The 17,173-nt window shown below is 65.8% G+C and carries 16 protein-coding genes and 6 tRNA genes; 4 read left to right on the top strand and 18 right to left on the bottom strand.

Annotated elements, in window-relative coordinates; translation table 11 throughout:
• Positions 1-2: 2 nt before the first annotated feature.
• The 9 genes from JOE31_RS14565 to JOE31_RS14525 form a co-directional block, all read right to left on the bottom strand.
• A complete protein-coding gene (locus JOE31_RS14565; protein ID WP_209745857.1) occupies positions 3-2,174 on the bottom strand; it encodes a 3-hydroxyacyl-CoA dehydrogenase NAD-binding domain-containing protein in 2,172 nt (723 codons plus the stop codon).
• Positions 2,171-3,502 carry an acetyl-CoA C-acyltransferase gene (locus tag JOE31_RS14560; RefSeq protein WP_374100848.1) on the bottom strand — a complete coding sequence of 444 codons (1,332 nt, stop codon included), beginning with the start codon at positions 3,500-3,502 and terminating at the stop codon, positions 2,171-2,173. Before JOE31_RS14560 ends, JOE31_RS14565 begins: the two co-directional genes overlap by 4 nt.
• Before the next feature lie 163 nt (positions 3,503-3,665).
• On the bottom strand, positions 3,666-5,006 hold the full coding sequence (locus JOE31_RS14555) for an HRDC domain-containing protein (protein ID WP_209745855.1): 1,341 nt from the start codon (positions 5,004-5,006) through the stop codon (positions 3,666-3,668).
• 57 nt (positions 5,007-5,063) lie between these two features.
• Positions 5,064-5,714, bottom strand: coding sequence for a DUF3000 domain-containing protein (locus tag JOE31_RS14550; protein ID WP_209745852.1), 651 nt, complete (start codon positions 5,712-5,714; stop codon positions 5,064-5,066).
• A 62-nt stretch (positions 5,715-5,776) separates the two neighbouring features.
• Positions 5,777-6,865, bottom strand: a complete 1,089-nt coding sequence (locus tag JOE31_RS14545; RefSeq protein ID WP_209748465.1) for a low specificity L-threonine aldolase — start codon at positions 6,863-6,865, stop codon at positions 5,777-5,779.
• A 37-nt stretch (positions 6,866-6,902) separates the two neighbouring features.
• Positions 6,903-7,607 (bottom strand): SDR family oxidoreductase, encoded by a 705-nt coding sequence (locus tag JOE31_RS14540; protein WP_209745850.1) that lies wholly within the window; start codon positions 7,605-7,607, stop codon positions 6,903-6,905.
• Positions 7,604-9,013, bottom strand: coding sequence for a DUF6421 family protein (locus tag JOE31_RS14535; RefSeq protein ID WP_209745848.1), 1,410 nt, complete (start codon positions 9,011-9,013; stop codon positions 7,604-7,606). The genes JOE31_RS14540 and JOE31_RS14535 overlap by 4 nt, the downstream gene beginning before the upstream one ends.
• A 156-nt stretch (positions 9,014-9,169) precedes the next feature.
• Positions 9,170-9,655, bottom strand: a complete 486-nt coding sequence (gene msrB / locus JOE31_RS14530) for a peptide-methionine (R)-S-oxide reductase MsrB (protein ID WP_209745846.1) — start codon at positions 9,653-9,655, stop codon at positions 9,170-9,172.
• A gap of 14 nt (positions 9,656-9,669) precedes the next feature.
• Positions 9,670-10,161: a hypothetical protein gene (locus JOE31_RS14525; RefSeq protein ID WP_209745844.1), complete on the bottom strand. Its 492-nt coding sequence runs from the start codon at positions 10,159-10,161 to the stop codon at positions 9,670-9,672.
• A gap of 100 nt (positions 10,162-10,261) precedes the next feature.
• Between JOE31_RS14525 and JOE31_RS14520 the strand changes: the two genes are divergently transcribed.
• On the top strand, positions 10,262-11,593 hold the full coding sequence (locus JOE31_RS14520) for an alpha/beta hydrolase family protein (protein ID WP_374100847.1): 1,332 nt from the start codon (positions 10,262-10,264) through the stop codon (positions 11,591-11,593).
• Here the strand turns inward: JOE31_RS14520 and ybaK are convergent.
• From ybaK to JOE31_RS14505, 3 genes are read right to left on the bottom strand one after another with little or no spacing between them, the layout of a single operon-like run.
• A complete protein-coding gene (gene ybaK, locus JOE31_RS14515; RefSeq protein ID WP_209745842.1) occupies positions 11,577-12,089 on the bottom strand; it encodes a Cys-tRNA(Pro) deacylase in 513 nt (170 codons plus the stop codon). The two genes, JOE31_RS14520 and ybaK, sit on opposite strands and share 17 nt — an antisense overlap.
• Positions 12,090-12,102: 13 nt before the next feature.
• Positions 12,103-12,561 (bottom strand): SufE family protein, encoded by a 459-nt coding sequence (locus tag JOE31_RS14510; protein ID WP_209745840.1) that lies wholly within the window; start codon positions 12,559-12,561, stop codon positions 12,103-12,105.
• A gap of 10 nt (positions 12,562-12,571) precedes the next feature.
• Positions 12,572-13,483, bottom strand: a complete 912-nt coding sequence (locus JOE31_RS14505; RefSeq protein ID WP_209745838.1) for a sulfurtransferase — start codon at positions 13,481-13,483, stop codon at positions 12,572-12,574.
• Between the two features lie 217 nt (positions 13,484-13,700).
• Between JOE31_RS14505 and zapE the strand changes: the two genes are divergently transcribed.
• A complete protein-coding gene (gene zapE, locus JOE31_RS14500; RefSeq protein ID WP_209745836.1) occupies positions 13,701-14,738 on the top strand; it encodes a cell division protein ZapE in 1,038 nt (345 codons plus the stop codon).
• A 75-nt stretch (positions 14,739-14,813) separates the two neighbouring features.
• On the opposite strand, the gene JOE31_RS14495 is transcribed toward zapE, so the two are convergent.
• The 6 genes from JOE31_RS14495 to JOE31_RS14470 form a co-directional block, all read right to left on the bottom strand.
• Positions 14,814-15,071: an antitoxin gene (locus JOE31_RS14495; RefSeq protein ID WP_209745833.1), complete on the bottom strand. Its 258-nt coding sequence runs from the start codon at positions 15,069-15,071 to the stop codon at positions 14,814-14,816.
• A gap of 172 nt (positions 15,072-15,243) precedes the next feature.
• A tRNA-Val gene (locus tag JOE31_RS14490) sits at positions 15,244-15,318 on the bottom strand.
• Positions 15,319-15,356: 38 nt separating this feature from the next.
• Positions 15,357-15,429: transfer RNA gene (locus JOE31_RS14485), tRNA-Gly, on the bottom strand.
• Between the two features lie 55 nt (positions 15,430-15,484).
• Positions 15,485-15,559, bottom strand: a tRNA-Val gene (locus JOE31_RS14480).
• Positions 15,560-15,600: 41 nt separating this feature from the next.
• Positions 15,601-15,671, bottom strand: a tRNA-Cys gene (locus tag JOE31_RS14475).
• A 46-nt stretch (positions 15,672-15,717) separates the two neighbouring features.
• Positions 15,718-15,790 (bottom strand) — tRNA-Gly (locus JOE31_RS14470).
• Positions 15,791-16,105: 315 nt separating this feature from the next.
• On the opposite strand from JOE31_RS14470, the gene JOE31_RS14465 reads away from it, so the two are divergent.
• Together JOE31_RS14465 and JOE31_RS14460 are read left to right on the top strand one after the other, a co-directional pair.
• Positions 16,106-16,177 (top strand) — tRNA-Val (locus tag JOE31_RS14465).
• Positions 16,178-16,284: 107 nt separating this feature from the next.
• The gene (locus tag JOE31_RS14460; RefSeq protein WP_209745830.1) at positions 16,285-17,166 is read left to right on the top strand and encodes a PD-(D/E)XK nuclease family protein; all 882 of its coding nucleotides are present in this window, start codon (positions 16,285-16,287) and stop codon (positions 17,164-17,166) included.
• Positions 17,167-17,173: the final 7 nt, after the last annotated feature.

The following is a 17,173-nucleotide window of genomic DNA, read 5'->3' as shown; positions in this document are numbered from 1 at the left end:
CGCTAGGCGGCCGCCGCTGCGGACGCGACCCCCGGCGCCAGGAACCGCTTGCCGTTGACGCGTTCTGAGGCTCCCACCCGGTCCAGGTAGGGGGTGATGCCGCCGAGGAACATCGGCCACCCTGCCCCGAGGATCATGCAGAGGTCGATGTCTTCCGGTGCGGCCACCACGCCTTCATCCAGCATGAGTCCGATTTCCTCGGCCAGCGCGTCCTGCGTCCGGCGGAGGACCTCCTCACCCGTTGAGGGGGACGTGCCGAAAGACAGCAACGCCAGCGTTTCCGCCGGAATGAACGGCTTGCCGTCCGGACCCTTGTCCGGCGCCCAGAGGGATTTGACGCCGTTGTCGATGAGCTTCTGCAGGTTCTGGGAAACCGTAAAGCGGTCGCCAAACGCGGTGTGCAGGGACTCCTGGACGTGCTGCGCCACGGGCAGGCCCACCATAGCGCCAAGCGTGAACGGAGTCATGGGCAGCCCCATGGGGCGCAGCGCATTGTCCGCCACCTCGGCCGGAGTCCCTTCATCGAACGCGGCGGTCACTTCGCCCATCAGGCGCAGCAGGATGCGGTTGACCACGAACGCCGCTGCGTCCTTGACCAGCACCGCTGTCTTCTTGAGCCCCTTGGCGAGCTCAAACGCGGTGGCCAGCACGGCGTCGTCGGTCTTGGGGGCGCGGACGATCTCCAGGAGCGGCATCACGGCCACCGGGTTGAAGAAGTGGAATCCCACCAGGCGTTCCGGGTGCTCCAGGTCCGCAGCCATCGCCGTCACGGACAGCGAGGACGTGTTGGTCGCCAGGATGCACTCGGGGGAGACAATCGCCTCCACCTCGGCGAACACCTGCTTCTTGACGTTCAGTTCCTCGAACACCGCCTCGATGACGAAGTCCGCGTCGGCAAAAGCATCCTTGGAAACCGATCCGGTGACCAGCGCCTTGGTGCGGTTGGCGGCGTCGGCACTGATCCGCTTCTTCGCCAGCATCTTGTCCACTTCAGCGTGGACGTAGCCCACGCCTTTGTCCACGCGGGCCTGGTCGATGTCCGTCATCACGACGGGGACCTTGAGCTGCCGGGCGAAGAGCAGGGCCAGCTGGCTGGCCATCAAGCCTGCGCCCACCACGCCCACCTTGGTCACCGGCCGGGCCAGTTTGCGGTCAGGTGCGCCGGCCGGGCGCTTGGAGCGCTTCTGCACGAGGTCCAGGAACGCGTAGACCGTGGAGCGGAACTCGTCGGTCTGCATGAGGCCGGCCAGGGTCTCGCACTCGAGCGCTGCCGAGTCCGACTGGCTCATGGTCCTGTTGGCCTCCATGATGTCCAGGACCTTGGCCGGCGCGGGTGAGGCATTGGACGTCCTGGACTCCACAAAGGCGCGCCCGGCGGCAACGGCCGCCGTCCAGCGCTCGGCAACCGCCGGGTCGGAGGGCTCGACGGCGTGGGGCCGTTCCGGGGCTGCCTCACCGGAGATGACGCCCGCGGCCCAGGCCAGGGACTGTTCCACGAAGTCCGCAGGTTCGAACATGGCGTCGGCAATTCCCAGACCGAAGGCCTGGGGGCCGGTGAGCGTCCGGTTGTTGCTGAGCGGATTCTCGATCATCACCTTGACGGCGTTTTCCGGTCCGATCAGCCGCGGCAGGATGTAGACGCCTCCCCAGCCGGGCACCAGCCCGAGGAAAGATTCGGGAAGTGCCAGCGCGCCGGCGCCGGTGGACACCGTGCGGTAGGTGGACTGCAGTGCGATCTCCAGCCCGCCGCCCAGCGCCACACCGTTGATGAAGGCGAAGCTGGGAACGCCCAGGTTGGCCAGTGTGGCATAGACATCATGGCCCAGCTGGGCCATCCAGAGGCCGTGGTCCCGGTTGTTGAGGGACTTGACCGCCGACAGGTCCGCGCCGGCCACCAGGTAGTAAGGCTTGCCGGTGACACCGACGCCCACGATCTCGCCGCGGGCGGCACGGTCCTTGAGCCCCTCGAGGACCGTTCCCAGCTCCACCAGCGTGTTCGGGCCCAGCGTGGTGGGTTTGGAGTGGTCCAGCCCGTTGTCCAGGGTGATCAGGGCGAAGGTTCCCGGGCTTGGCTTGCCGCCGGATGCCGGAAGCTGGATGTCCTGCACATACGAATGCGTGACTGTCTCGTCGGAGAAGAGATCGGCAAGCTTGCGGAAATCTGCGGCGCTCATGCTGCGGCTCCTTCAGTCTCGGTGGTGGCGGTTTCTGTGGCGGAATCGTCGGTTGGTGACAGGACGCCGCTGTAGCCTGTGTATTCCGAGTGATGCGGGTTTTCCCAGATGACGGTGGCACCCATGCCCAGGCCGATGCACATAGTGGTCATGCCGTAGTGGACTGCGGGGTCCTCCTCGAACTGGCGCGCCAGCTGGTTCATCAGGCGCACTCCGGACGAGGCCAGGGGGTGCCCGACGGCGATCGCGCCGCCATAGCGGTTAACGCGGGGATCGTCGTCGGAAATACCGAAGTGGTCCAGGAAGCTCAACACCTGGACGGCGAACGCCTCGTTGATTTCGAAAAGCCCGATGTCCGCGATGCCGAGGCCGGCGTTCTTCAGCGCCTTCTCCGTGGCAGGTACCGGACCGATGCCCATGACTTCGGGTTCCACGCCGGCAAAGGCGTAGCTGACCAGGCGCATCTTGACAGGCAGCCCAAGCTCAGCGGCGGCATCCGCCGAGGCCAGCAGGGCCGCCGTTGCGCCGTCGTTCAAACCGGCGGCGTTGCCGGCAGTTACCCGGCCGTGGGGGCGGAAGGGCGTGCGCAGCGCGGCGAGGTCCTCGAGCGAAGTTCCGGGCCGGGGCGGCTCGTCAACAGTGTTGACCGTCCAGCCCTGCCCCGGCTTCATGGTGGCCACCGGCACCAGGTCCGGCTGGATCTGACCCTTTCCGTAGGCCGCTGCCAGCTTGTCCTGGGACGCCACCGCGTAGGCGTCCGTACGGTCCTTGGTGATAGCCGGGAAACGGTCGTGCAGGTTTTCCGCGGTGTTTCCCATGTTCAGTGCGGCCGGATCCACCAGGCGCTCGGACATGAAGCGCGGATTGGGATTGGCGCCCTCGCCCATCGGGTGGTTGCCCATGTGCTCCACTCCGCCGGCGATGACGACGTCGTAGGCGCCGAAGGCAATGCCGCTGGCGGTGGTGGTCACTGCGGTCATTGCTCCGGCGCACATGCGGTCCACGGCGAATCCCGGTACGGTGCGGGGGAGTCCGGCCAGCAGTGCCGCGGTGCGGCCGATGGTGAGCCCCTGGTCGCCGGTCTGGGTGGTGGCGGCGACGGCCACCTCATCGATGCGGTCCGCGGGGAGTGAGGGGTTGCGGCGCATCAGTTCGCGGATGCACTTGACCACGAGGTCATCTGCGCGGGTTCCGGCGTAGATGCCTTTCTCGCCTGCGCGCCCGAACGGGGTCCGGACACCGTCCACAAAGACGACGTCGCGGACGGTGCGGGGGCTTCTGCTGCTGTGTGCTCCGCTGCTGTCTTTTCCGCTGTGGGGTTGGCTCACGTGATACTCCTCATCGAGACATGGGTGCCGGACGCACGCCTGTGGCAGCGGCGGTCCGGGCGGCATTGATCCCAATGTTACTCGTGAGTAACTTAACTGGCAAGGACCCCGGCGGACTGTTTGGCCGGGCGCGGCCGACAGCAGGCGGGGCAGGTCCGGAAGCCTAGCTCCCGGTGCCGGGCGCGGCCCTGGGTTCCTTGGCTTCCTTTGGCGGCAGCGGCTGCGGATTGAGGAACGCGGAAGTAATCAGCGGAGCCGTCAGTTCGATCTGCCAGGGCCGGGCACCGAGCTCACCGAGCTCCTCGGCGATCCCTTCTTCGCTGAGCTCGGCAGGGGGACGCCATGCCACCCGGCGGAGGAAGTCTGGCGTGAGCAGGTTTTCGACGGGCAGGTTCAGTTCGTCGGCCTTGTCCTGAAGGAGGGGCCTGGCAGTAGCCAGGCGTTCGGCCGCAGCCGGATCCCTGTCCGCCCATACCCGCGGCGGCGGCGGCGCGTTGGTCGGCAGATGCAGCGGAGGCAGCTCCTCCATCGTCCTCGCCGTCGCGATGCACCGCAGCCAGCGCGGAGCCTCGCGCTGTGCGGCCCGGCCGTGGAATCCCTTGGTGCCGAGCAGCTGGGGCACGGTGGAGGGCATGGCTTTCGCCGCGGCCACAAGGGCTGAATCGGGGATGAGCCGGCCCGGGGCCACGTCGCGCTTGCGGGCCAGGGAATCCCGTTCCAGCCACAGTTCGCGGACCGCAGCCAGTTGGCGGCGGTCCCTGATCTGGTGTAGTCCGGAGGTCTTGCGCCAGGGATCCACGCGGGGAGGGGTAAGCCCGGCCGCGAGGATGGCGGCGAACTCCTGCTCGGCGTATTCCAGTTTTCCGTCGGCCTGGAGCAGCTCGATGAGTTCTTCGCGCAGCTCCGTGAGGACCTCGACGTCCAGGGCCGCGTACCGCAGCCAGGGCTCAGGGAGCGGGCGGGTGGACCAGTCGGCGGCGGAATGTTCCTTGGCGAGGCCGAACCCGAGCAGTTGCTCGATGACTGCTGCCAGGCCCACCCTCGGCAGTCCCGCCAGCCGCGCTGCGAGCTCTGTATCGAAGAGTTTGTGTGGCCACATGCCCAGTTCCGATAGGCACGGAAGGTCCTGGCTCGCTGCGTGCAGGATCCACTCGACGCCTTCCAGGGCGTCGTTGATGATCTGCAGGTCACCAAAGGGTTCAGGATCGATGAGCCACGTTCCCGAGCCTTCGCGCCGGATCTGCACCAGGAAGGCCCGTTGCCCGTAGCGGAAGCCCGACGCGCGTTCCGCGTCCACCCCGGCCGGACCCGTCCCGGCGGCGATCGCGGCGGCGCAGCGTTCCAGCCCTGCGGGAGTTTCAATGACTAGCGGTACTCCGTCGCGGGGGGAGTCCAGGTCAATGACCTCGGGGACCAGGCTGTCAAAGCCTTCCACCGTGATGTGGGGAGTAATGTCAGCAGCCGGGACGCCGGCTGTGGTGTGTTCCGGATTTTGAGGGGTCATGATGCCTTCAGTTTACCGACATCGCGCTGGAGGGCGCCCCGCCGTAGCCAGCCATGGTCAGTTGCGCCGCCTGCGGGGCAGGGCGGAGATACCCTCCGGCAGCGGCGGGAGTCCGGCGAACGTGCAGACCATGTCCGACCACGCCTCCAGGTGCGAGCGGATATCCGGCCCCTCGGGCGTCCAGGACGCCCGTAGTTCGATGTCGATGGAACCCGGCCGGTCGGCGAGGGTGCCGAAGCTTTCGGACAGGATCCTGGTGGCTGTTCCGCCCGCCGCCCGGTAGGGGGCCTTGTGGTTTTCCAGCGCCTCGACCAGCCAGGTCCAGGCCACCGAGCCAAGCATTTCGTCGTTCCCCATCTCCGCCTCAAGCTGGGCGCGGATGTAGGTGACGATTCGGAACTCCCCGTCCCAAACAGCCGAGCCGTCCGGATCGTAGAGCAGGATGAACCGGCCGGTGGCGAGTTCCTCGGCATCGTCGTCGTTGGTTCCCGCAGCGCGGACCAGGGCAGCGGAAACCGGCCCGTGCACAGCGGCAGGGCCCGGTCCCGGGACCGGGCCGATGACCTCTGCTCCGAGGGCCACTGCGTAGGGCGCCAGCCGCGAGGGCGCCGGGATCTCGTCCAGGTGCAGCTCACTGCGGCACCGTGCTTTTCGAAGGGATCCCAAAGCGGTAAGGAACTCCGCGGGAACCTGGGCGAGTTCGTTCACATTCGCAGGTTACGCAAAATGTGGCGCCGATCCCGGCAGGCTCGCCGCCCCGTGCGCCCCTGTCAACTGGCCGCCAGCTCCCGCTTGATGGCGGCGACGAACGAATCGACGTCCTCTTCGCTCGTGTCGAACGAGCACATCCAGCGCACTTCCCGGGCGGCTTCGTTCCAATCGTAGAAACGGAAGGATTCCCGCAGCCGGTCCGCAACGCCCTCGGGCAGGATGGCGAACACTCCGTTGGATTCCGTCTTCTGGGTGGGTTCCACGCCGTCGATCCCGTCGACTGCGGCACGCAGCCGGGCAGCCATCGCGTTTGCGTGCCTGGCCGAGCGCAGCCACAGGTCGCCCTCGAGCAGTGCGATGAACTGGGCGGACATGAACCTCATTTTGGAGGCCAGCTGCATGTTCATTTTGCGGAGGTAGACCAGCCCCTGGGCGGCGCCGGGGTTCAGCGCCACCACCACTTCGCCGAACAGCAGCCCGTTCTTGGTGCCGCCGAAGGAGAGGATGTCCACTCCGGCGTCGCGGGTGAACGTCCGCAGCGGCACGTCGAGGTGGGCTGCGGCGTTTGCCAGCCGGGCACCGTCCATGTGGAGCTTCATGCCCTTCGCGTGGACGTGGTCGGCTATGGCGCGCACCTCCTCGGGCGTGTAGCAGGTGCCCAGTTCGGTGGTCTGGGTGATGGACACGGCCAGGGGCTGGGCCCGGTGCTCGTCGCCCCAGCCCCAGGCCTCCCTGTCGATCAGCTCAGGGGTGAGCTTGCCGTCAGTGGTGGGGACCTGGAGCAGTTTGATGCCGCCGATCCGCTCCGGGGCGCCGTTCTCATCCATGTTGATGTGCGCCGTCGAAGCGCAGATCACCGCGCCCCAGCGGGGCAGCAGGGACTGGAGTGAGAGGACGTTGGCCCCTGTTCCGTTGAAGACGGGGAAGCACTCGATCCCGGCGCCGAAGTGCTCCTCCATAAGAACCTGCAGCCGTGCCGTGTAATCGTCTTCGCCGTAGGAGACCTGGTGGCCCTCGTTGGCAGCTGCCAGGGCCGCCAGGACTTCCGGGTGGACGCCCGAATAGTTGTCGGACGCGAACCCCCGGACGGCAGGGTCATGGAGCCGGCCCGCGGTGGCGGCAGGGGCAGTTTCAACTGTGGTTGTCATCGCTTTGGTCACGCTTTCAGTCTAGGGATGTGCGCCGTTATCGGCTAAGGACCAGCCGCCGGCCGTTCAGTTCCGCTGCGGAAGCAGTGAAAAGTCCGACGGCGGCAGCGGCCAGGTCGGTAACGTCGGTGAAGCCGGGGAAGTTGCGGGACGGGGACCGTTCGCGCATCGCATCGTCCACAAGACCCTTCACCACAAAGATGACCGCGGCGCTGTGCGTGCCCTTGCTGAAGCCCTCGGCAACCGCAAGGGTCCATGCTTCGGCGGCCGCCTTTGCGGCAACGTAGCTTGCGCCTGCCGCCGTCGGGGTTTCAGCGGCAGCGGAGGTCACCATGGCGAAACGGCCGGTTTCCGAAGCCTCGAGGTCGTCGTAGAACACCCGCGTGACGTTCCGCACGGTGGTGACGGCTGTCCGCTCCAGGAAATCCCAGTCCTCGTCGCTTTGGTCCGTGATGCCCTTGGCGCCGCGCCAGCCGCCCACCAGGTGGATGACGCCGTCCACCCTTCCGGCAGTGCCGGAAATGGCGGCGTGCAGCGCCCGGACGTCGGCCAGGCTGGCGAGGTCACAGACCAGGGGAGTAACGCCGTCGCCCGCTTCTGCGGCGGCAGCCTCGATCCGGGGACCGTCCGAACCCACCGTAAAGACCGTATGGCCGGCTTCGCGCAGCGCACGGGCGGCGGCGATCCCGGCCGGACCGCTGCCGCCCGTGACCACCACGTTCAGGGGGTGTCCGCCACTCATCCGGCGTTCAGTGCCCGCGTGTCGCCGGCGGTGGCGCTGCCGGTGTCTGACGATCCGGTGATTCCGGCGGTGGACTCGATGACGGGACGCATCTTCTTCTCGAGGGCTTCATAGAACATGGACAGCGGGAATTCGTCGTCGAGCACCTGGTCGGTGAGGGCACGCGGCGGTCCGGCCAGCGGCAGCGCGCCCGGGCCCTTCGCCCAGACGGACGCCGGGTTCGGTGTGACGGTCCCGGAGATCAGTTCGTAGGCGGCCAGCCAGTGGGCCATCTTCGGGCGGTCAATGGAGCGCCAGTAGAGCTCCTCGATCCTGGCGCCGAGCTCCACCACGACGTCGGCGGCCTCGGCCCAGTCAATGCTGAGCTTGCTGTCGGTCCAGTGCAGGACGCGGTGCTGGTGCATCCAAGCGAAGAGCAACTGGCCGCCGAGGCCGTCGTAGTTACGGACGCGGCTGCCGGTGATGGCGAAGCGGAAGATCCGGTCGAAGATGACGGCATACTGAACAAGCTTGGCGTGCCGGCGCGCTTCGGGGTCAGCCTCTTCGTCCTTTTCGATCTTCACGGATTCGCGGAAGGCCGTCAGGTCACAGCGGAGTTCCTCCAGTGAGTACAGGAAGTACGGCATGCGCTGTTTGATCATGAACGGATCGAACGGCAGGTCGCCGCGCATGTGGGTGCGGTCATGGATCAGGTCCCACATTACGAACGTTTCCTGGGTGAGTTCCTGGTTCTCCAGGAACTCCGCCGCCTCGGCGGGGAGTTCCAGCCGGGTGATATCGGCCGCGGCTCCGAGGACGCGGCGGAAACGGGCTGCTTCCCGGTCCGCGAAGATGGCCCCCCACGTGAACGTCGGGGTTTCCCGGACAGCGACCGTTTCCGGGAACAGCACTGCGGAATTGGTGTTGTAGCCGGGCGTGAAGTCAAGGAACCGGATCGGGACGAAGAGTTTGTTGGAGTACTCGCCGTCCTCGAGGCCGGCAATGAACTCCGGCCAGATGACCTCGATCAGGACAGCCTCCACGAGGCGGCTGCTGCTGCCGTTCTGGGTGTACATCGGGAATACCACCAGGTGCTGCAACCCGTTGACGCGGTGCTGCTGCGGCTGGAAGGCCAGCAGGGAGTCCAGGAAATCCGGCACGCCGAAGCCGCCGGCGGCCCACCGGGCGAAGTCGCTGACCAGCAGTTCGAGGTACCGGGCGTCGTGCGGAAACGCCGGGGCCAATGCTTCCACAGCAGCACAGAGTGTGCGGACGTGTGCGGCAGCCGCTTCATGGTTGGCGGGATCCGGGACGGAGCCGTCCTGGACCTGGAGGGCCTGGAGTGCCGTGGCAGCGGCCTTGAGACGCAGCCATTCCGGGTGGTTTTCGGTGAGCCGGGCAGGGGCGGTGAGAGCGGTCGTGGTCATCGCGGCGATCGCCTTTCTGGTTGCTTGGAGCTTCTACGGCGAGCGTAGCAAGCAAACAGATCTCCTAATGCAAAATCAGCCTGAGCGTAAGAAAGACTTGTGCAAGTGGATCAGCAGCCCTGCCCCAGCCCTAGCGGTCGCAGGGCTGCCGATCTTCTACTTGGCGTCGTCCGCCTTAACCAGCGTCAGCGAGACGGAGTTGATGCAGAAGCGCTGGTCCGTGGGCGTCCCGTAGCCTTCGCCCTCGAAGACGTGGCCCAGGTGGGAATCGCAGCTCGCGCAACGAACCTCCACGCGGTCCATGCCCATGGTGCGGTCATGGATATAGCGGACAGTGCCGTCAGCCAGCGGCGCCCAGAACGACGGCCAGCCGCAGTGCGAATCGAACTTTTCATTGCTGGTGAACAGTTCCGTACCGCAGGCGCGGCAATTGTAGACACCGGCTGTGTGGGTGTCCCAGTACTCGCCGGTATAGGGTCGCTCGGTGCCCGCCTGGCGGAGCACCCGGTATTCCTCCGGCGTCAGCTCCTGCCGCCATTCCTCGTCGGTCTTTTCAACCCGCGGTGTGGCATTTGCCGTAGCGTCTCCCTCTGGCTGGACCTGGACGGGCGTTACTTTCGGCTTGTTGCTAAAGATGCTCATGGCTTCAACAACGCTCAGGAGTCCCCGATAAATCCCGAGCCGGCGTACAGGTGCAGCACCGGCAGCCCCAGCTGGTCCTGGGCCTTGTTGGCCCAGTCGGTGTGGAGGGTGTCGGCAATGGCATGAGGGCGCGTGATGACGACGGCCTGGCCGGCGCCGACTTCCTTGACCTTGGACACCAGTCCCTGCACAGCGCCGCCGTCCACCACCTCGCCGGTGACGCCGCCGCCGATTCCGGCCAGCGCGTTGAGCGATACCGCAAGGGTTTCGGCGGCGGCAGCCCGCTCGGATGCAGGATCCGGGGCGTGCGAAGTGAGTTCACGGAAGGCTTTGGCGACATCCAGGAGGGACAGGTTCTCGAGGAAGTCCACCAGGAGGTGCCGTTCAGTGTTGGCAGGGACCAGTACGACGAGGGGCGCGTCACCCCCGTCCACCAGGCGTTCGATGTTCACGCGGTCGTCCGCACCCAGCGGCTCTTCTGTCAGAATGACGATTGGATCGCTCATGCCCCCAGCCTAGTCCCGGCCAGGGGTTCCCGCACGCTGATCCGCCGCCGGTGGCGTGCCCGAATATGTCCCGGGGGCCGACAGCAGTAAGAATGGATCCATGGCATCCATCCCGGGGCTGCGCCCGGCCACCCCAGCGAATCCGCCCCCTGCCTTGGAGAGGGTCCGAACCGCCACCGACGACGGCATGTCTTCCAGCGCGAAGTGGGCCGTGGGCGGAGTCATCGCGGGAGGTGCGGCCGCGGGTCTGCTGGGGGCCGGATCCTCTGCCCTTGCCCTCTATTTCGCCCGCCGCGTCATAACGCCGGTGCGGGTCCGGGACGAGAACCAGGAGGTGCTGGCCGTCATTCGTGCCGAGGGCGGCCTCCAGGTCATCCTCGCCGCCACCGACGACGCCACCGTGGAAGGCGTGTACGGCTTGTTCTTCGACGGTGGACGCGGACACGCGCGAATCGGCAGGATCGTTTCCTACTCGCCTGCGGAACGCACCGTGCTGCGTGAAGTCGAAGCCGTCTATGCCGGCGATCTCACCACGGCCCGCCGTGGCTACTGGAGCGGCGCCGCCCATCCGGACGCCGCGTCCATCGGGCTGTCCGCCGAGGACGTGGAAGTCGCCGTCGAAGGCGGGACCGCGCCGGCCTGGCTGGTGCGTGCGCCGGCGCCGTCGGACACCTGGGCCATCATGGTCCACGGCCGCGGTGCCACCCGGCAGGAGTGCCTGCGCGCCCTGCGACCGGCGCAGGAGCTCGGGCTGACCAGCCTGGTGATCTCCTACCGCAATGACGGGGTGGCGCCCTCGGCCCCCGACGGGCGTTACGGCCTCGGTTCCACCGAATGGCGCGACGTCGAGGCAGCTATCAGTTTTGCGATTGCCAACGGCGCGAGGGAAGTGGTGCTGTTCGGCTGGTCCATGGGCGGCGCGATCTGCCTCCAGACAGCGGATCTTTCACGGCACCATAACTTGATCCGGGCGATGGTGCTCGACGCGCCGGTGGTGGACTGGGTGAACGTGCTGGCGCACCATGCGCAGCTGAACCGGATCCCCTCTGCCGTGGGACGCTACGGACAGCTGATGATGGGCCACCCCCTGGGCAGGCGCCTGACCGGGCTGGCGGCACCGGTGGACCTGAAGTCGATGGACTGGGTCTCCCGCGCCGTGGAACTCAGGACGCCCACGCTGATCCTGCACAGCGTCGACGACGAGTATGTACCCTACGGACCCTCTGCCAGCATCGCGGAGAAGAACCCCGAGATGGTCACCTTCGAGACCTTCCAGACAGCACGGCACACCAAGGAATGGAATGTCGATCCGGAGCGCTGGGAAGGCTTGGTCACCGCCTGGCTCCGGCGGCAGCTGGCACCGCGCGCCAACCCCGGCTCACGTTCGCGGGTCCCCGAGCCTGCCGGTCCCGATGCTAACGGTCCGGAGTAGCTTTCGGCCCGGTTCCGATTCGGGCGGTTATGGCGCCGGTCAGCTTCACCAGATGGTCCGGGTGCAGTTCGATGTCCAGGCCGCGCCGGCCGCCGGACACCAGGATGCTCTCCTGGCCCAGGGCGCTGTCATCCAGGACTGTTGGGGAGGGCTGGCGCTGTCCCAGCGGTGATATTCCGCCCAGGACGTACCCGGTCCTGCGCTGCGCGGTTGCGGGATCCGCCATGGCGGCCTTCTTGCCGCCCAGGGCAGCGGCAATGGCCTTCAGGTCAAGGTTTCCGTGCACGGGAACTATCCCCACCGCGAGCCGGCCGTCCACGTCCACCATCAGCGTCTTAAAAACCCTGGCGGGATCCACTCCCAAAACTTCGGCGGCTTCCATGCCGTAGCTGGCGGCCGAGGGGTCGTGGCTGTACGGATGCAACACGAAAGGAACGCCGGCCGCAGCGAGTGCTGCCGTGGCCGGCGTTCCCTGGGAAGCCTGTTTGCGTGCCAATCCGGGCCCGGGCCTAGGCCTTCGGAGCGGACGCAGCGACTTTGCGTTTGATGCGTCCCAGCATTGCCGTCATTCCCCGCATGCGCAGGGGAGTGATGGCACGGGTGAGCCCCAGAAGCTCCGGCATGTCGTCCGGAACTGCGAGGATCTCCGGTGCCGTGAGACCGTCGAGCCCCTCGTGCAGGACACCTGCAAAGCCGCGGGTGGTGGGTGCCTCCGGCGGTGCCTTGAAATACAGCCGTACGCTGTCCGGCGAACCGGCGTCGTTCTTTTCCGTCTCAATGGTCAGGAACAGCGGCGACTGGCACTCTACAACCTGTTCCAGCAGTTCAGGATGGTCCTTCAACCGGTCCGGCAATTCGGGAAGTCCCTGGGAGAACTCCAGCAGCAATTGCAGCCGCTCGGGTTCGGTCAGGGCCTGGAAGTCGTCAACTATTTCCGCAAGGGGGGCGGGAAGCGCGTGGGTATTCATCAAGCCCAGTTTACGCCGGTACCGTTCCGCGCTCGGTTCCCCTGGCGATGGGCACGCGGACAGCGTTGCCCCACTCGGTCCAGGAGCCGTCGTAGTTGCGGACAGTGTCGAAGCCCAGCAGGTATTTCAGGGCGAACCACGTGTGGCTGGAGCGCTCGCCGATGCGGCAGTACGCCACCACGTCGTCGCCCTCCGTGAGTCCTGCCTCGCCAAGGTAGAGTGCCTCGAGTTCGCTGCGGTTGCGGTAGGTGCCGTCCTCGGCAGCCGCACGGGCCCAGGGGATGGAGGCCGCAGTGGGGATGTGGCCGCCGCGCAGGGCGCCTTCCTCCGGGTAGGCAGGCATGTGGGTGCGCTGGCCGGTGTATTCCTCGGTGGAGCGGACGTCGATCAGGGGCTTGCCGAAGTGGGCCAGCACGTCCTCCTTGAAGGCACGGATGGGGGCGTCGTTGCGCTCGACCTCAGGGTATTCCGCTGGTGCGGGGACAGTAACATCCGTGGTGAGTGCACGGCCCTCGGCGATCCACTTGTCGCGGCCGCCGTCGAGGAGCCTGACGTCCTCGTGGCCGAAGAGCGTGAAGACCCACAGTGCGTAGGCAGCCCACCAGTTGGACTTGTCGCCGTAGATCACCACGGTGCTGTCCCGGGAAATGCCCTTGGCCGCGGCCAGTGCCGCAAACGCCTTGCCGTCAACGTAGTCGCGGGTGACCTCGTCGTTCAGGTCGGTGTGCCAGTCGATCTTGACGGCCCCCGGGATGTGGCCGGTTTCGTAGAGCAGGACGTCTTCATCAGACTCCACCACCACGAGTTTGCCGTCGGCCAGGGCACCGCCGTCAAGTGCTGCCGCCAGCCACTCGGTGGACACGAGGCGCTCCGGATGCGCATACGCTGCGAACTTTTTGTTCTCTTCAACTGGGTAGGACATGTGGATGGCCTTTCACTGAAATGGTCATGGGGCCCGCTGCCGGGAGGTGTCGCTGCGGGCGGGCCAGTTCCAACACTAACCACGCCCCGCCGCTAATGGGCCCCTGCGTTCACAGAGGGAAATATGGCCTTGGTCACGTGGGCTCGCCGCGTTATGAGGCCGGTGCTGCATTGCCGGTATCCTTTCTGGGGACACGAGACCAGCAGAACGGACCACCTTGGTACAGATCGAACAGCTCTCCGCGCGGACACCGTCGGTTTCCGTGGATGAACTCCTCAAGGGTTTCTATCCCTCCCCGCGGTTCGGAGAGGTTTCCTTTGCCAGCTACCGGCCCGATCTTTCGCAGCCGAGCCAGGCCGCTGCGGTGACGGCCCTCGAATCCTTCGCAACCGGCGTTGGCGCCAATGGAAGCTCCGGACTTTTCAAAAAACTGTTTGCGAAGAAGGACACGTCCCGCGCCGGCATCTACCTGGACGGCGGGTTCGGCGTGGGCAAGACGCACCTGCTGGCGTCGCTGTGGCATGCGTCCCCGGGGCCGAAGGCTTTTGGCACCTTCGTTGAATACACCAACCTGGTTGGCGCTCTCTCTTTCCGTAAGACTGTTGAAGCGCTGAGCAACTACAAGCTCGTATGCATCGACGAATTCGAACTCGACGATCCGGGCGACACGGTCCTGATGTCACGGCTCATGCGGGAACTGGCTGACGCCGGGGTCAAGCTCGCCGCCACGTCGAACACCCTCCCCGGTTCCCTCGGGGACGGGAGGTTCGCTGCCGTCGACTTCCAGCGTGAGATCCAGGTGCTGGCAGACCAGTTCGACGTCGTCAGGATCGACGGCGAGGACTTCCGCCACCGCGGACTCCCGGCGGCGCCGGCTCCGTTGAAGAACGAAGACCTGACGCACCACATGCAGGCTGAATTCCACGGCAAGACCGTGGCCCGGGATGATTTCAAGACCCTTATCAACCACCTCGCAGGCGTCCACCCCAGCCGGTACCGGCAACTCCTGGCCGGCATCGAGGGCGTTGTGTGGCGTGATGTGGAAACCATTACCGAGCAGGCGGTGGCCCTCCGCTTCGTGGTGCTGGCGGACCGGTTGTATGACAAGGACGTACCCATCCTGGCCAGCGGTGTCCCGTTCGATCAGCTCTTCACCGAAGAGATGATGACCGGAGGTTACACCAAGAAGTACTACCGCGCGGTGTCCCGCCTCACGGCGCTGGCACGCGAAGGCCAGAACCACGAACCGTCCTAGCCCTTAAACGCCAAAGGTGCCGGCGCCGCCTCACGGCGGGACCGGCACCTCGCTGACGTTCCTGGGTTATTAGCCCTACGGCCGGGGTTCACCGGCTACAGGGGGCTCTCCGGCGACGGGAGGTTCGTCCACGGGAGCCGCGTGCGGCTTCGGGTCGACCTTATCCACGAGGCCGGCTGCGCCTTTCTGGACGGAATCGATCTTGTCGGCGTACTTTCCGCCGGTCTTTGAGTCGATGAAATCACCGGCTTTGCCGATGCCGTCCTTGATGGCCTGTTCATTGCCACCAACCAGTCGCTGAGCCTTGCCCTTTAGATCGTCAAGAATACCCACGGGCACCTCCCTTCTGTCGCGGAGCCAGATCGCTCCTCCGCCTTCGATCCTAGCCGGAGTCCCCAGAGGTGCCAAGGGCGCGCGCCGCGAGTTGTCTAGGGTCCAGGGCCCCTACTTCGCCGACGTCGGTTGGATCCTGGCAACAAAAAAGCAGCTCCGGAGAGCTGCTTGATGGTGGGCGATACTGGGATCGAACCAGTGACCTCTTCCGTGTCAGGGAAGCGCGCTACCGCTGCGCCAATCGCCCGCAACCGGAAGGATCCGGAGTGGAATTGTAGAAAAGAGAGCGGACGACGAGATTCGAACTCGCGACATCCACCTTGGCAAGGTGGTGCTCTACCAGCTGAGCTACGTCCGCATTCAGTACACACCGAACAACCCGGTGGTACTTCGACAAGCAAGTTTCCTTGCTTTGGTGGGCGATACTGGGATCGAACCAGTGACCTCTTCCGTGTCAGGGAAGCGCGCTACCGCTGCGCCAATCGCCCAAATGTTCTCCGGAATACACCGGATACCAAGGTTTTCACCGAGGTGGGTACGGGATTCGAACCCGTGTATACGGCTTTGCAGGCCGCTGCCTCGCCTCTCGGCCAACCCACCGTGTAAGCCAGGTTCCGAAAAACCTTTGCCATGACAGTGTCCTGCGAGCGGACGACGAGATTCGAACTCGCGACATCCACCTTGGCAAGGTGGTGCTCTACCAGCTGAGCTACGTCCGCATATTGTCAGCATTTCCGTGCCGCATTCGGCATTTCCTCGCGTTCCAACGAGTAAGAACTCTATAGGAGGTTCAGGGAACTTACAAATCGGGAGCTCGGCATCCGCTGCGGATAGCCCTTCTTCGTTGAAATCTAGGGGATTTTGCTAATTACAGAGGTGTAATTCGGGCCCGGTCATGCGGCGCGGGTCGCTCAAGGAAGCGCCAGACGACTGCCGGCGGGCTGATGCTCCAGCGACGCAATTCGGTGCCGGAGCGGCCGCCCGGGCCTCGATTTTCCAAATGGTGCCGGGTGGGCTAGCATTCAATGGCATTGGGGCGATTGGCGCAGTGGTAGCGCGCTTCGTTCACACCGAAGAGGTCACTGGTTCGAACCCAGTATCGCCCACCCATGAATGGCCCGTTCCGCTGACTCAGCGGAACGGGCCATTTCGCTTTCCGGTCACGGTTCCTGCGCCCCGCAATCCTGTCGGCCCTTCATGAAAGAGTGTTTGCATGACTGATCCACTCCTTGCCCACGCCACGGAATATGGCCGGATGTACGCACGCTCAACCTCCGACTCGTTTTCGGTTCCGTCCATCACCACCGTCATCGGCCAGCAACCGCACGGCCTCGACGGCTGGTTCGGGTATATGGGGGCGAACAGTCTCGCCAGCGATCCGCTGCTTCCCGGGATCCTGGGAAGCCCGGCCAAAGTCCGGCAGGCAGTCAGCCGCGCCGCTAAGGCCGCCGAAACCTACCGGGACGACGCTGCGAAGCGCGGAGACCGCGTGCACAACTACTGCGAACAGGTTGCGCTCCGGGCGCTCGGCCGCCCGCATCAGATGAAGGAGATGCGTGAGGCGCTGGCAGCAAACGGCGAGGAAGCCTTCGCAGCGCGCTTCGACGAGTGGTGGGAACTCTTTGGCGTGGAGCCCGTTGCCCCGGAAGTCACCGTCTGGAACAAGACCGTAGGCTATGCAGGCACCCTTGACCTTGTGGCCAGGATCAACGGCAGGACCTGCATCATCGACTACAAGACCAAGGGCACCACCCGGGACGGCACCGTCAAGCCGCTGGATGACAAAGTGGTCATGCAGTTAGTGGCCGGAATGAAGGCCGAGGAAAGCCTCGTTGATCCAGTCGCGGGGGAGTGGGAGCCCTGGCAGCACGGCGAGTCCCCGATCCTGCTGGCGGTTGCGATCGGGCAGACGGAGGTCCGGCCGATGCGTGCCAACCCGGAGGTGCTCAAGCACCACTGGTGGAAGTTCTGCGCCCTCCGGCGGGTGTGGGAGATGTCGGCAGATACCTCCACCGCCGGGACCGCCCTTCTTCCGGTGGCGCCGCCGTCCATGCCCGTTGCACCGCCCGCACTTCAGGCTGTGCCCGGCAGGTAGCCGGCCA

This window comes from Arthrobacter sp. PvP023, from assembly GCF_017832975.1.
In the GTDB taxonomy this organism is placed as follows: Bacteria; Actinomycetota; Actinomycetes; order Actinomycetales; family Micrococcaceae; genus Arthrobacter.
This window is presented reverse-complemented; position numbering and strand designations above follow the sequence as displayed.

Bases quoted from the DNA above. Each gene is read 5' to 3' on its own strand.
- JOE31_RS14565 (WP_209745857.1), bottom strand. From the start codon at position 2,174: ATGAGCGCCGCAGATTTCCGCAAGCTTGCCGATCTCTTCTCCGACGAG.
- JOE31_RS14555 (WP_209745855.1), bottom strand. From the start codon at position 5,006: ATGACCCCTCAAAATCCGGAACACACCACAGCCGGCGTCCCGGCTGCT.
- JOE31_RS14545 (WP_209748465.1), bottom strand. From the start codon at position 6,865: ATGACAACCACAGTTGAAACTGCCCCTGCCGCCACCGCGGGCCGGCTC.
- JOE31_RS14540 (WP_209745850.1), bottom strand. From the start codon at position 7,607: ATGAGTGGCGGACACCCCCTGAACGTGGTGGTCACGGGCGGCAGCGGT.
- JOE31_RS14535 (WP_209745848.1), bottom strand. From the start codon at position 9,013: ATGACCACGACCGCTCTCACCGCCCCTGCCCGGCTCACCGAAAACCAC.
- msrB (WP_209745846.1), bottom strand. From the start codon at position 9,655: ATGAGCATCTTTAGCAACAAGCCGAAAGTAACGCCCGTCCAGGTCCAG.
- JOE31_RS14525 (WP_209745844.1), bottom strand. From the start codon at position 10,161: ATGAGCGATCCAATCGTCATTCTGACAGAAGAGCCGCTGGGTGCGGAC.
- JOE31_RS14520 (WP_374100847.1), top strand. From the start codon at position 10,262: ATGGCATCCATCCCGGGGCTGCGCCCGGCCACCCCAGCGAATCCGCCC.
- JOE31_RS14510 (WP_209745840.1), bottom strand. From the start codon at position 12,561: ATGAATACCCACGCGCTTCCCGCCCCCCTTGCGGAAATAGTTGACGAC.
- JOE31_RS14505 (WP_209745838.1), bottom strand. From the start codon at position 13,483: ATGTCCTACCCAGTTGAAGAGAACAAAAAGTTCGCAGCGTATGCGCAT.
- JOE31_RS14460 (WP_209745830.1), top strand. From the start codon at position 16,285: ATGACTGATCCACTCCTTGCCCACGCCACGGAATATGGCCGGATGTAC.